A 13,761-nucleotide genomic window follows, 5' to 3' on the forward strand; every position below is an offset into this window, starting at 1 on the left:
TCACGGGTTAGCCTTCCTTAGCCATGTCCAAAACATCCTCTTCTAATACGAACGCGGGCCAACCCGGCGTTCATGGCCATGGCGGCGGCAAGGTGGGGCTGGCGGGGCTGGTCGTCGGTGCGATCGGTGTTGTCTTCGGCGATATCGGCACCAGTCCGCTCTACACCATCAAGGAAGCGTTCTCCGGCCATTACGGTCTGATCGCCGACCACGACACCGTATTGGGCGTGCTGTCGCTGGTGTTCTGGTCGCTGATGATGGTGGTGACGCTGAAGTACGTCACCATCATCATGCGCGCGGACAACGAAGGCGAAGGCGGCATCATGGCCTTGATGGCGCTGGCCCAGCGCAGTCTGCCGAAGGGCTCCAAATCGGCGTATCTGGTCGGCATCCTCGGCATCTTCGGCGCCTCGCTGTTCTTCGCCGACGGCGTGATTACACCGGCCATCTCGGTGTTGTCGGCGGTCGAGGGGCTGGAAGTGGTCGCGCCGCAGCTGCACAACTGGATCGTGCCGATCACCGTGCTGGTGCTGGTATCGCTGTTCGCGACCCAGCGCTACGGCACAGCCAAGGTCGGACGGGTGTTCGGGCCGATTACCGTCATCTGGTTCATCACGCTGGCGGTGCTGGGCGTGGTCAACATCCTGCACGAGCCGGAAGTATTGCAGGCGATCAACCCGATCTGGGCGGCGTACTTCTTCTTCGATTACAGCTGGCACGGCGTCTTCATTCTCGGTGCGGTGGTGCTGGCGGTAACCGGTGGCGAGGCCATCTACACCGACATGGGCCACTTCGGTGCGCGCCCGATCCGGTTGGGCTGGTACTGGTTCGTGCTGCCGTCGCTGATGCTGAACTATCTGGGACAGGGCGCGCTGGTGCTGGAAAACCCGCTCGCGGTGAAAAACCCGTTCTATATCGGCGTACCCGAGTGGGGACGATATCCGATGATCGTGCTGGCGACGGCGGCCACGGTCATTGCTTCGCAGGCCGTCATCACTGGCGGTTTCTCGGTCGCCCGGCAGGCCATGCAACTGGGCTACATCCCGCGCATGCACGTCAAGCACACGTCCAGCAGTACCGAAGGGCAGATCTACATCCCCGGTATCAACTGGATGATGATGGTGATCGTGATCGGCCTGGTGCTGAGCTTCCGCAGTTCCTCGGCGCTGGCGACCGCCTACGGCATCTCGGTGTCGGCGACGATGCTGATCGATACATTGCTGCTGGCCATCGTTGCACGTGCATTGTGGCCGCGCGCCAGGCGTTGGGTGTTGCCGCTGTGCGTATTGTTCCTGGTCGGTGATATCGCCTTCGTGATCGCCAATGGCGCCAAGATCCTGCAGGGCGGGTGGTTTCCAGTCGTGCTGGGCATCGCCTTGTTCACGCTGCTGCGCACCTGGCGGCGCGGGCGTGAGCTGTTGAGTGCCGAGATCCGCAAGGAAGGCATCCAGTTGGACACTTTCCTTCCCGGGCTGATGCTGGCGCCGCCCGTGCGGGTGCAGGGCACGGCGGTGTTCCTGACCGCGCAGACCGGCGTGGTGCCGCACGCGATGCTGCACAACCTCAAGCACAACAAGGTGCTGCACGAACGCAATGTGTTCCTCACCGTGGAAACGCTGACGGTGCCTTACTCGCATAAGCGATTGCGGATCGATGAGATTGGTGAGGGTTTCTATCGCGTGGTGCTGCGTTTCGGTTTCATGGAAACGCCGGATGTGCCGTTGGGGTTGATGCGCAGTTGCGACAACGGCGGCATCTATTTCGATCCCATGGATACCACCTATTTCGCCAGCCGCGAAACCGTGGTGGCTTCGGCGCGGCGCGGCATGCCGATCTGGCGCGACAAGCTGTTCGCGCTGATGCACCGCAATGCCGCTTCGGCGACGGGATTTTTCCGGATTCCCGGCAACCGGCTGGTCGAACTGGGTTCGCAGGTCGAGATCTGATGTTGCAGCGCGATCTGGTCGCGCGTGGCTTGGGGCTGTATAGCAAGAGCGGGAACGGGGAACAGGGAACGGGGAATGCAGCGTTCCTGGACCGGCAGGTTCAGTGGAACCTCAGGCGTTCGCGAGGTGCCTCTGTGATGCCGCGGTTCGGTGTCGATGCCGCACGGATGTTTCCCTGTCCCCGTTTTTTACTTAGCAAGAGCGGGAACGGGGAACAGGGAACGGGGAATGCGACATTTCGGGTTCGGTGGGTTCAGCGAAACATCAAGCGTTCTTGAGGCGTCCCTGCGATGCCGCGGTTCGGTGTCGATGCTGCGATGTTTCATTCCCTGTTCCCCGTTCCCTGTTCCCGGCTTTTCCCTCACGTCAACGCCGCAAAACGCTCCACAATCGCAGCGGCACCCGTGACGAGCAGGGTGTCGCCGGCTTCAACGATCGTATCGGCCTTGGCATAGGTCAGATCGGCGCGGGTCCGTTTGACCGCAATCACGGTCACGCCGTACTTGCTGCGCAAGGCGGATTCGCTAAGCGTCTTGCCCCAGCTTTCCGGCGGCGCACCGGTTTTTGCGACGGCGAAGCCATCGTCGAATTCCATGAAGTCGGTCATCTTGCCGGTGACCAGGTGCGCGACGCGTTCGCCCATCGCCGCTTCTGGATACACGACGTGATGCGCGCCGGTGCGCTCGAGTATGCGTCCGTGCTTGGTGGTGGTGGCCTTGGCCCAGATGTCGCGGACGCCCAATTCCTCCAGCGCCAGCACGGTCAGCACGCTGGCTTCGATGTCGGAACCGATGCCGACCACGGCGCGGTTGAAATCCCTGACGCCCAATTGGCGCAGCACATCGCTGTCGGTGGAGTCGGCCTGGACCACATGGGTCAACTCATCGGACCATCGCTGGACAATCTCAGGGTTCTCGTCGATACCCAAGACCTCATGGCCCAAGCGGATCAGCGAAGTGGCGACCGCGGCCCCGAACCGTCCCAGGCCGATGACGACGACATTGTCGGCGGGAATGGATTGTTGTTTAGCCAACGATGGGGCGCTCCTCTGGATAACGGTATGCCGGCGCCTTGCTGCGCAGGGCCAGGGCGGTGGCCACGGTAATGGTACCGACACGGCCCACGAACATCAGGGCGATCAAGATCCATTGTCCCATGGGGGGCAGGCCGGCGGTAATGCCGGTCGACAGCCCGACCGTGGCGAAAGCCGAGATGGTTTCGAACATGACGACCTCCAACGGCAGGTCGGTCACGCTCAACATCAGCAAAGTCGCCACGGCCAGAGCGCCAACACCCAGCAGTACCACCGTGAGCGCCAGGCGTTGGGTTTCGGCGGAAATACGCCGCCGGAAAGCCGTGGTGTCCTGGCTGCCGCGCACTTCGGTCCAGACGACGAAGCCCAGCAGAAAGAAAGTAGTGACCTTGATGCCGCCAGCGGTGCCTGCGCTACCGCCGCCGATGAACATCAGCACGTAGTTCACCGCCAGCGTTTCAGTTCCCATGCTGCCGACGTCGAGAGTATTGAAGCCGGCGGTGCGGGCGGTCACCGAATGGAACAGTGCGCCTAGCAGCTTTCCGCTCGTATCCAGCGGACCCAGCGTGGCGGGATTTCCATATTCATAGAGCAGGATCGCCAGGGCGCCGCCGACGATCAGGATACCGCTGCCCAGCAAGGTGATCTTGGTATGTATCGACCATCGCGACCACTGGCCCGGCTCGCGCTTGAGTTCGAACAATACTGGGAAACCCAGGCCACCGATGATGATGGCCAGCATGATCGGCACGACGATCAGTGGGTCTGTGACGAAGCCCATCAGACTGTCGGAATAGGTGGAGAAGCCGGCATTGTTGAAGGCCGAGATCGACTGGAATACGCCATTCCACAACGCGAGGCCCCAGGATTCCCCATATCCATAGTGCAAGCGAAGAGTCAGCGCGGCGGCAACCAGCGCCTCGACACTAAAGGTCACCAGCAGGATCAGCTTCAACACCGCCGTCACATCGCCCAGGCCCAGGCTGCGGGTTTCGGCCTGGGCGATCAGTCGCGTGCCCAGGCGTAGCCGCCGCATGACCAGCATGCCCAGCAAGGTGGCGCCGGTCATGATGCCGAAGCCGCCGATATGGCAGAGACCCAGGATCACAACCTGCCCGAACATCGACCAGTACACCGGCGTGTCGACCACGGCCAAGCCGGTAACGCAGACCGCCGAGGTCGAAGTGAAGATCGCGGTCAGAAACGGCGCCGAGCCATCGCCCGCCCGCGCCACTGGCAGCATCAGCAGCACGGTTCCGAGAAGGATGGTGCCGAGAAACGTCAGTGGAATCAGCCGCGCCGGGTGTTGGATACCACGTCGTAGCAAGCGATGTCTCCCGGGTGGGGAATGGGCGGAACGGCCGCGGATTGTGCCATGGGTGATCAGGTGCGGCGAGCACACAGCCTGTCTTGGCCAGTTTGGCGGAAGGGGAGGCGAATCGGAGCGCCTCTCACGCATCGTGTCCCTCATAATGTCGGCATGACCGAAGACCGCATCATCGCCCCCCGGGCCACCCGCGAGGACGAAGCCATCGAAGCCAGCATCCGTCCCAAGCGACTGGACGAATACCTGGGCCAACAACCCGTACGCGAGCAACTGTCGATCTATATCGAAGCCGCCAAGGGGCGCGGCGAAGCGCTGGACCACGTCCTGATCTTCGGGCCGCCCGGCTTGGGCAAAACCACTTTGAGCCACGTCATTGCCAATGAATTGGGCGTCAACCTGCGGGTTACCTCGGGCCCGGTGATCGAAAAAGCCGGCGATCTGGCTGCGCTGCTGACCAACCTGCAGCCGCACGATGTGCTGTTCGTGGACGAGATCCACCGGTTGTCGCCGGTGGTGGAAGAAGTGCTGTATCCGGCCATGGAAGATTTCCAGATCGACATCATGATCGGCGAGGGCCCTGCCGCGCGCTCGATCAAGCTCGACCTGCCGCCGTTCACCCTGATCGGCGCCACCACCCGCGCCGGTTTGCTGACCGCGCCGTTGCGCGATCGTTTCGGCATCGTCCAGCGGCTGGCGTTCTATACGCCGGAAGAACTGACCAAGATCGTCCGCCGCTCCGCGAAAATCCTGGGTATCGACTGCGTACCCGAGGGCGCCGCGGAAATCGCGCGCCGTGCGCGCGGCACGCCCCGCATCGCCAACCGGCTGTTGCGCCGCGTCCGCGACTACGCGCAAGTCAGGGCGCAAGGCCACATCGACCTGGACGTGGCGCAAGCCGCCATGCAGATGCTGAAGGTGGACCCGGAGGGCTTCGATGAGCTGGATCGCCGGATGCTGCGCACGATCGTCGACAGCTTCGATGGCGGTCCGGTGGGCGTGGAATCGCTGGCCGCCGCGCTGTCGGAAGAGCGCGGCACGCTGGAAGACGTCATCGAACCCTACCTGATCCAGCAAGGCTTCCTGATCCGCACCGCGCGTGGCCGCATGGCGACATCGAAGGCCTATCGCCATTTGGGACTGAAGCCGAAAGGGCGAGAAAGCCTATTCGATGAAATCGGGGAACAGGGAACCGGGAACGGGGAATGAAAGACCACCTCCGCTTTACCCTGAACCGTTCTCCAAGCGCGGCAATAAAATCGCCGATACCTCCGCATTCCCTGTTCCCGGTTCCCTGTTCCTCGCTTTTCGGACTGGGAGTGAAAGACCGCCTTGGCTTCACCCTAAACCTGTCCCCAAGCACAGAAACAAACGTGCCGGTGCACTCGCATTCCCTGTTCCCCGCTCCCCGTTTCCCGCTTTTTTGACCATGTTCAGCATTCCGACAAGGGTCTACTGGGAAGATACCGACGCTGGTGGCGTGGTCTATCACGCGCAATATGTTGCTTTCCTCGAACGTGCTCGTACCGAATGGTTGCGTGCTGGCGGTCACGGGCAGGAACTTTTGCGTCAGGATCATGATCTGGTGTTCGCCGTTCGTGCCATGCGCTTGGATTTCCTGCGCCCGGCGCGTTTGGACGATCTGCTGCAAGTGACGGCCGGTCTGCAACAATGCAAGCGCGCCAGTGTGGTGTTCGCCCAATCCATCCTGCGCAACGGCGAGATCCTGCTGAGCGCTGAGGTGAAAGTAGCCGCACTCAGTGCATCCGTGTTCAAACCCAAACCGCTGCCCGATGCGTTATACGAATCGTTCAAACAACAAGAATTGCCCGCGCAGCCATGACCAGCTCGCCCAAGCCCGCCCCAGCAACAAGACCTATTTGATACCGAGGAACAACGGATGATCGCAACGCTCCTGGCTTTTCAGGACACCGTGGTGGAAGCCCTGCCGGAAGAAGCCGTCGGCGCCGCTGCCGAGGCTACCGCCGCGACGGTCCATAGCGGCATCAACTATTTCGACCTGATGATCAAGGCCAGCCTGCCGGTCAAACTGGTAGTGCTGTTGCTATTGGTCGGTTCACTGATCAGCTGGGTCATCATTTTCCGCAAGGCGCGCATCTTCAACGCCGCCAATCGGCATGCCGACGATTTCGAAAGCCGTTTCTGGTCCGGCGCCGAACTGAACAAGCTTTACGCAGGCACGGCCGATCGCAACCGTGTGGTCAACGGTCTGGAAGCTATCTTCGAAGCCGGTTTCCGCGAGTTCGCGCGTTTGCGCGACAAACGCAAGTTGGACGGCCGCGCGCAGCTGGAAGGCGCCCAGCGCGCCATGCGCGCCACCTACGCGCGTGAAGTCGATCAGCTGGAGCGCAATCTGGAATTGCTGGCCAATATCGGGTCCACCGCGCCTTATGTAGGCCTGGTCGGCACCGTATTCGGCATCATGGTGACCATGCACGACATGCTCAACAGCGGCGAGCAGACCGGCATCGCCTCAGTGGCGCCGGGTATCTCTGAAGCGTTGTTCGCCACTGCCATCGGTTTGTTCGTGGCGATTCCAGCGGTGTGGGCCTACAACCGCTTCACCAACCGCGTCGAGCGGCTGTCGGTGCGCTATGAAACCTTCGCCGAAGAGTTCAGTTCCATCCTGCAACGCCAATCGTCGGCCGACGAATAAGCGGAGTTCGCCATGACCGCCGCCATTGCCCGCCACCGCAAGCGCCGCAAGCTCAAATCCGAGATCAACGTCGTTCCATATATCGACGTGATGCTGGTGCTGCTGATCATCTTCATGGTGACCGCACCGCTGCTGACGCTCAGCGTCGATGTCGATCTGCCCGATTCCAGCGCCCGCGCGGTGGAAAGTAAGAAAGACCCGGTGATCGTCGCCGTTGATTCCGAGGGTCGCTACACGCTGACCTTGCAGAACGGCAAACCGGAACCCATCGACGGGGTGAGCCTGCAGGCCAAGCTGCAGGCCTTTGTTGAGCAGAACCCGGACGTGCCTGTTTTCGTCGCCGCGCCTGGAGCGTCGGACTACCAGCGGGTGATGGATACCATGGTCATGCTGCAACAGGCCAAGGTGAAGAAGATCGGCCTGATGAGCCAGCCGGGTGGCAATGCACGCTGACGCCGCCTACCGCCATCGCCCGCAGAAGAATAACGAAGATCTGTGGGTCTCCGTCGCCCTCGCGGTGGGCGTGCATGTGCTGGTGGCGCTGCTGTTCGTGCTGGCCTGGCTGTGGTCGCCGACGCGTAGCTTCGAACCGGCGGCGGGCTCGCCAGTGATCGAAGCGTCGCTGGTGGTTTCCAGTGCCGATATCCGTGCGGCCGAACAGGCCATGCAGGACGCGCCCAAACCGCTGCCGCAGCCTGTCGAGGAAGTGGCGGAAGAGGAAACTGTACCGCCGCCGCAGCCGATTCCCGAACCGAGCCCCCAGGATTCGCCCGTGCCGCAGCAGCAACAGGCGCAGGAACGCATCCCGGTGCCGGATACCGAGGAACAGGAAGCCGCTAGCCGGCTGGCGATCTCGCAAGAGAAGGCGCTGAAAGAACAAGAAGAGAAGCGGCGCCAGGAGCAGATCGACCTGACCGAGCGTCAGCGCCAGGAAGAAGCGGAGCGCAAGCAACGCCTGGCCAAGCAGCAGGAAGAGACAGATCGCCAGACGAAGCTGGAAGAGATCCGCCGCAAGCGCGCCCAGGCCGCACGCGAGACGCAACTGGCCGAACAGCGCTTGCAGCAGATCACCAACGCGCGTAATCGCCAGGTTGCCGCCGCCAGCACTTCGGCCGCCACCAGCACCACCGGCAGTCCGCCGCCGGGGCAGGGCGGCACGGCTGACGATCTGCTGGCCAAATACCAGGCTGCCCTGCAGCAGGCCATCACCGACAAATGGACTCGCCCGGATTCGGTTCCGTTGGGAACGCGCTGCCGCATCGTTATCCGTCAAATCCCGGGCGGCGAGGTCATCGAAGCCCAGGTTCAGCCTGGTTGCCCCTTCGACGAAATGGGCAAGCGCTCGGTGGAAGCGGCGGTGCTGAAAGCCCAGCCGTTGCCCTACAGTGGCTTTGAGTCAGTGTTCAACCGGACCCTGATCCTCAACTTCGAAGCGCAGGATCGTTAGGGCGCGGCTTGCCCGACAAACGTTGGCAGGCTTGATTTCACATCCGCTTTAACGCAATTCCGTTCACAATTGCGAAAGCATTCACGCGCAAGCTGCTATCCCTTCTTGTTTATTCATCACGGATCTGACCCTTGCTCATGAAAAGATCGCTGCACTGGCTTGCCGTACTGACCCTGTTGCTGCTGCCGATGTTGGCCTCCGCTCAACAGCGCGGCCTGGAAATCGACATCATCGGCGGCAATGCCTCGGCCTTGCCGATCACCATTGTGCCGATGCCCTACCAGGGTTCCGCGACGGCGCCGCAGACCGATGTCGCCTCGGTAGTGCGGGCCGATCTGGAGCGTTCCGGCGCCTTCCGTGCCTTGCCTGAGGCCAGCATCGTCGAACGTCCGACCCGGGGCAGCGAAATCCAATACCCCACCTGGCGTGCGCTCCGGCAGGACTTCATCGTCGTCGGCCGCGTGGTGGACGGGGGCGAGGGCAGCTACCGCGTGGAGTACGAATTGTTCGATGTCGCCAAGCAGGAGCGGTTGCTCGGCCTGGCCATGACGGCGCGCGCCAATGCCATGCGCGATGTCGCGCATCAGATCGCTGATGCCGTCTACGAGAAAATCCTGGGTGTCCGTGGTGCGTTCTGGACCCGCATCGCCTATGTCACCGCCAGCGGCAGCGGCCGCAACATGCGCTACGCGCTGATGGTGGCCGATGCGGACGGCTACAACCCGCAGGTCATCGTGCGTTCGGCCGAGCCGTTGCTGTCTCCGGCGTGGAGCCCCGATGGCCGCAGATTGGCCTATGTCAGCTTCGAGGGTGGTAACTCCGCCATCTTCATCCAGGACATCGCCACCGGCGCACGCGAAAAGGTCTCCAGCTTCCGCGGTATCAATGGTGCGCCCTCGTTCTCGCCCGATGGCAGCAAGCTGGCGCTGACGCTGTCGCGCAGCGGCAACCCGGAAATCTATGTCATGGACATCGGCAGCCGCCAGCTGCGCCAGTTGACCAACCAGTCCAGCATCGACACCGAACCGACCTGGAGCGCTGACGGCAGCAGCATCTATTTCACCTCGGACCGCGGTGGCCGCCCGCAGATCTATCGCGTACCGGCCAGTGGCGGTTCGGCATCAAGAGTGACGTTCGAAGGAAGCTACAACGCCACCGCTACCGTGTCCTACGACAGCAAGAAGATCGCGGTGGCGCAGGGCAGTGGCAACACGTATCGCATTGCGATGATGGACAGCAGTCTGGGCTCGCCGCGGTGGTCCTCGCTGTCGCCGGGCTCATTGGATGAATCTCCCAGCTTCGCGCCCAATGCCAGCATGGTGCTGTACGCAGCGCGCGAAGGTGGACGCGGCGTTCTGTACGCTGTATCTGCCGACGCCCGCGTCCGGCAGCGATTGGTATTGGCCGATGGCGACGTTCGTGAGCCGTCGTGGTCGCCCTATAGGACACCGCGTTAAGTTTCCGTCTAGAATGTCGCGCCTGTAACCCCCCGCACAACTAAGGAATGACCATGAACAACACTGCCCGTATCTTGATGCTGTCCCTGATGTCCGTGGCCGTCCTGGCCGGTTGCAAAAAGGCCGTCAAGCCCGAAGCGCCGACCGACACCACCACCACTGCCCCGACCACCCCGACCGCTCCCACCACGGCCGGCGCCTATGGTCCGGAAGACCTCGACACCGACGCCTGCCTGCGTCAGCGCGTTGTCTACTTCGACCTGGACCAGGACACTCTGAAGCCGGAATTTCAGGCCATCATGGGTTGCCACGCCAAGTACATGCGTGACCGTCCGTCCTCGCGCATCACGCTGGAAGGCCATGCCGACGAGCGCGGCAGCCGCGAGTACAACCTGGGTCTGGGCGAGCGTCGTGGTAACGGCGTGTCATCCGCGTTGCAGGCCAACGGCGGCTCCGCCAGCCAGCTGACCGTGGTCAGCTACGGTGAAGAGCGTCCGGTTTGCACCCAGTCCGACGAATCGTGCTGGTCGCAGAACCGTCGCGTCGAAATCGTCTACACCGCCAAGTAAGCCGTCATCGCTCTGATGATTTTCAAGAAGTACATGCTGGTAATCGCGGCGGCCCTCGTGGCCGCCGCACCCGCCCACGCACAGCGCCAGAGTCTGGCCGACCGCGTGGCCGCACTCGAAGCCAAGGCCAACAATCCCCAGGCCAACCTGGATTTGTTGAACCGGATCGAGCAACAGCAGACGGAACTGCGAGAGTTGCGTTCACAGCTGGAACAGCTGCAGAACGAAAACGAACAACTGAAGCAGCGCAACCGCGATCAGTACCTCGATCTGGATAGCCGTCTGGAGCGCCTGGAAAGCGGTGCCCCGGCTGCAACTCCTCCGATTTCGCCACCGGTGAGCGGCGCGAATGCTCCGGCACCGGCTGCTGCCCCGGCTTCCGCTGCGCCCACGGTCGCCGAGCCTGCGCCCACGGTGCACGGCGATGTCGGTGCAATGGCCTCTGCTGGCGACGAGCGCGCCGCTTACAACGCTGCGTTCGATCAGCTGAAAGCAGGGAAGTACGCCGATTCCGCTGAGCTGTTCACCAGTTTCCTGACGCTGTACCCCAACGGCGTTTATGCGCCGAATGCTTTGTATTGGCTGGGCGAGAGCTACTACGTCACTCAGAATTATCAGATGGCGTCGCAACAGTTCAGCGCCTTGATCGATCGCTACCCCACTCACGAAAAGGCGGCGGGCGCTTTGCTCAAGCTGGGTCTGTCGGAGTTCGGCCTGGGCAAGATGGACGAAGCCGAACGTATCCTGGCCGACGTGGTTGCCCGTTATCCTGGCAGCGATGTGGCCAATATCGCCAGCGGCCACCTCCGGTCGATGCAGCTCGGCCGCTTGCGCTGAGGCGAGTCGCCTAACCTCCCGGAAGAGTGGCTCATGCGGTGTAGGGTCGGCTTTTCGCTCCTGTAGGAGCGGCGTCCCGCCGCGAGCTCTTCCCAAGATGCCCTCGCGCCCCCGCATCCTCGCCGAAAAGCTCGCGCCGAGACGGCGCCCCTACGTCGCGCCGTCGTGCTTTTCGGCTGGGCCTGGAGCCGGCCGAAAGCCGATATCACCGCGAAGCCTCATAATACGCACGTCATGAACGTCGCCGTCCGCGAAAACCCTACCGCAGCCCAGGAACGCCTGAAGCTGACCGAAATCTTCCTGTCGCTGCAAGGCGAAGCGAATACGGTCGGCTGGCCAACTGTGTTCGTGCGCTTGACGGGTTGTCCGCTGCGTTGCCAGTACTGCGATACCGAATATGCGTTCTATGGCGGCCAGTGGTGGGACATCGACGCGATCCTGGCGGAAGTCGCCAAACACGGCGTGCGCCATGTCTGCGTCACCGGTGGCGAGCCCTTGTCTCAGAAGCGCTGCCTGATCCTTCTAAAAAAGCTCTGCGATGCTGGCTACGAGGTGTCGCTGGAAACTTCTGGCGCGATTGACATCGCCGAGGTCGACCCGCGCGTGTCCCGCGTGGTCGATCTGAAGACGCCTGGATCAAAGGAAATGGCTCGCAACCGGTTGGAAAACCTGCCGTTGCTGACCGCCCGGGACCAAGTGAAGTTCGTGCTTTGCGGTCGCGCCGACTACGAATGGGCGCGCGACATGCTGACCGAACACCGCCTACCTGAGCGCTGCGACGTGCTGTTCTCACCCAGCAAATCCGAGCTGGATCCGCGTGACCTGGCTGACTGGATCGTGCAGGATCGCCTGCCGGTGCGTTTCCAGATGCAGCTGCACAAGCTGCTATGGAATGACGAGCCGGGGCGATGAGCCAGGAGCGGGAAGCGTGGGTAATGAGCGGGAAGGCTCTTGCTTTACTTCCCCCTTAAAAAAGGGGATGACCCGCCATTCGGCGGTTGAAAAGCATTTGAGGGGGATTTGCTTTTGATCTTGGAAGCGACAGCAAGAGCAAATCCCCGGTAGCCCCCTTTAAAAAGGGGGCTACAGCCGCATGCCTCCTTTTCCCTTTTCCCTTTTCCCTTTCCACATTCACCCATGAAAAAAGCCGTCGTCCTTCTCTCTGGTGGCATGGATTCCGCCGTCGTAGTCGCCATTGCCCGCGAACAAGGTTTCGCCGTGCATGCATTGAGCGTGCGCTACGGCCAACGCCACACGTCCGAGCTGGATGCGGCCGAACGCGTAGCAAAATCGCTGGGAGCCGCGGCACACAAGACCGTGCATGTGGACCTGCGCAGCATCGGTGGTTCAGCGCTGACCGACGATATCGAAGTGCCGGAAGCAGGCGGTGCCGGCATTCCGGTGACCTATGTGCCCGCGCGCAACACCATCATGCTGTCGGTCGCATTGGGCTGGGCGGAGGTATTGGGCTCCGCGGATATCTTCTGCGGCGTCAACGCGGTGGATTATTCGGGTTACCCGGATTGCCGTCCCGAGTTCATCGAAGCTTTCGAGAACTTGGCCAATCTGGCGACCAAGGCAGGCGTGGAAGGGGCAGGCCTACGCATCCACGCGCCACTGCTGAAGCTCAGCAAGGCCGATATCGTGCGCGAGGGCGTGCGGCTGGGCGTGGATTTTGCGCAGACGGTGTCGTGTTACCGCGCCGACGACCAGGGCCGTGCCTGCGGTCATTGCGACGCCTGCCAACTGCGCGCAGCCGGATTCGCCGATGCCGGCGTGGCCGATCCCACCCGCTACCTCTAGCGGTTTCGACTGCTCAGCCCTCCCGTTCCAGCAAATTCAGTCGTGGATTTCGCAGCCAGCGTCTCCTAGGTTAGAATGCACACCCCGGCGCAAAGCCGGGGTGCTAATGTGGGTCGTTAGCTCAGTCGGTAGAGCAGAAGACTTTTAATCTTTTGGTCGAAGGTTCGAATCCTTCACGACCCACCAATCAAATCAACAGCTTGTGAGATTTTTGCGTATCACCGGCTCTGCGAATTTTTCCGAAACCGGTCTTTTCGTAGCACGAAGACGCGTGCTATTTGTTCCACGGTAACGCCACAATTAAGCCGCGCCGCAAAGCGATGTCGGTTTGAATGAGGCCTTCGGGTGCGGTTTATACCGAGCGTCCGGGTAAGCAACCGCCACCCAACAAGACAGATTACGGAAATGCAGTCTGGCGTCGGTTGCCGCCATCGCACTGACGAGTACCCTGCAACACGCAATACCGCATGACAACATGCAACCCAGTAATCGCCTTCAAGCTACAAGCAAGAGCATCATGTACCCGGAGTTGACGGAAAGCTCCTTACGGTATTGTTAGGCACCGAACTCATGTCCTAGCAAGTCCAATAGATCTTTTTCTGTAGGTCAACGATCTCAGGGTCGTCACTGCAGCCGCCCAGGTCTCTCACGTGCCTGTCAGAATCGTT

13 protein-coding genes and 1 tRNA gene are annotated in these 13,761 nt (G+C 61.9%); 12 read left to right on the forward strand and 2 right to left on the reverse strand.

The features are described 5' to 3' along the window. Nucleotides 1–23: 23 nt before the first annotated feature. Nucleotides 24–1,946, forward strand: coding sequence for a potassium transporter Kup (locus AB6O04_RS05020; RefSeq protein WP_368562692.1), 1,923 nt, complete (start codon nt 24–26; stop codon nt 1,944–1,946). A gap of 361 nt (nt 1,947–2,307) precedes the next feature. Here AB6O04_RS05020 and AB6O04_RS05025 read toward each other — a convergent pair whose 3' ends face one another. Beyond that, nucleotides 2,308–2,979 carry a TrkA family potassium uptake protein gene (locus AB6O04_RS05025; protein WP_368562693.1) on the reverse strand — a complete coding sequence of 224 codons (672 nt, stop codon included), beginning with the start codon at nt 2,977–2,979 and terminating at the stop codon, nt 2,308–2,310. Continuing rightward, entirely contained in the window at nt 2,972–4,306 is a 1,335-nt protein-coding gene (locus tag AB6O04_RS05030; protein WP_368562694.1) for a TrkH family potassium uptake protein, read from the reverse strand. Before AB6O04_RS05030 ends, AB6O04_RS05025 begins: the two co-directional genes overlap by 8 nt. A 153-nt stretch (nt 4,307–4,459) precedes the next feature. On the opposite strand from AB6O04_RS05030, the gene ruvB reads away from it, so the two are divergent. The 11 genes from ruvB to AB6O04_RS05085 all read left to right on the forward strand — a co-directional run bounded on the left by ruvB (nt 4,460) and on the right by AB6O04_RS05085 (nt 13,279). Then, on the forward strand, nt 4,460–5,512 hold the full coding sequence (ruvB, locus tag AB6O04_RS05035; RefSeq protein ID WP_368562695.1) for a Holliday junction branch migration DNA helicase RuvB: 1,053 nt from the start codon (nt 4,460–4,462) through the stop codon (nt 5,510–5,512). 220 nt (nt 5,513–5,732) lie between these two features. Then, nucleotides 5,733–6,146, forward strand: coding sequence for a tol-pal system-associated acyl-CoA thioesterase (gene ybgC / locus AB6O04_RS05040; protein WP_368562696.1), 414 nt, complete (start codon nt 5,733–5,735; stop codon nt 6,144–6,146). A gap of 57 nt (nt 6,147–6,203) precedes the next feature. Continuing rightward, nucleotides 6,204–6,980 carry a protein TolQ gene (tolQ, locus tag AB6O04_RS05045; protein WP_368562697.1) on the forward strand — a complete coding sequence of 259 codons (777 nt, stop codon included), beginning with the start codon at nt 6,204–6,206 and terminating at the stop codon, nt 6,978–6,980. Nucleotides 6,981–6,992: 12 nt separating this feature from the next. Further along, complete coding sequence (gene tolR, locus AB6O04_RS05050) at nt 6,993–7,433, forward strand: protein TolR (protein WP_368562699.1); 441 nt, start codon at nt 6,993–6,995, stop codon at nt 7,431–7,433. Next, a complete protein-coding gene (gene tolA / locus AB6O04_RS05055; protein ID WP_368562700.1) occupies nt 7,423–8,427 on the forward strand; it encodes a cell envelope integrity protein TolA in 1,005 nt (334 codons plus the stop codon). The genes tolR and tolA overlap by 11 nt, the downstream gene beginning before the upstream one ends. A 137-nt stretch (nt 8,428–8,564) precedes the next feature. Beyond that, the gene (gene tolB / locus AB6O04_RS05060) at nt 8,565–9,884 is read left to right on the forward strand and encodes a Tol-Pal system beta propeller repeat protein TolB (RefSeq protein WP_368562701.1); all 1,320 of its coding nucleotides are present in this window, start codon (nt 8,565–8,567) and stop codon (nt 9,882–9,884) included. A 53-nt stretch (nt 9,885–9,937) separates the two neighbouring features. After that, on the forward strand, nt 9,938–10,453 hold the full coding sequence (pal, locus tag AB6O04_RS05065) for a peptidoglycan-associated lipoprotein Pal (protein ID WP_368562703.1): 516 nt from the start codon (nt 9,938–9,940) through the stop codon (nt 10,451–10,453). 15 nt (nt 10,454–10,468) lie between these two features. Continuing rightward, nucleotides 10,469–11,290 (forward strand): tol-pal system protein YbgF, encoded by an 822-nt coding sequence (gene ybgF, locus AB6O04_RS05070; protein ID WP_368562704.1) that lies wholly within the window; start codon nt 10,469–10,471, stop codon nt 11,288–11,290. A gap of 234 nt (nt 11,291–11,524) precedes the next feature. After that, the gene (queE, locus tag AB6O04_RS05075) at nt 11,525–12,202 is read left to right on the forward strand and encodes a 7-carboxy-7-deazaguanine synthase QueE (RefSeq protein ID WP_368562705.1); all 678 of its coding nucleotides are present in this window, start codon (nt 11,525–11,527) and stop codon (nt 12,200–12,202) included. A gap of 225 nt (nt 12,203–12,427) precedes the next feature. Next, complete coding sequence (gene queC / locus AB6O04_RS05080) at nt 12,428–13,093, forward strand: 7-cyano-7-deazaguanine synthase QueC (protein ID WP_368562706.1); 666 nt, start codon at nt 12,428–12,430, stop codon at nt 13,091–13,093. Between the two features lie 110 nt (nt 13,094–13,203). Then, nucleotides 13,204–13,279, forward strand: a tRNA-Lys gene (locus tag AB6O04_RS05085). Nucleotides 13,280–13,761: the final 482 nt, after the last annotated feature.

It is taken from the genome of Pseudoxanthomonas sp. UTMC 1351 (assembly GCF_040948865.1).
GTDB lineage: Bacteria > Pseudomonadota > Gammaproteobacteria > Xanthomonadales > Xanthomonadaceae > Pseudoxanthomonas_A.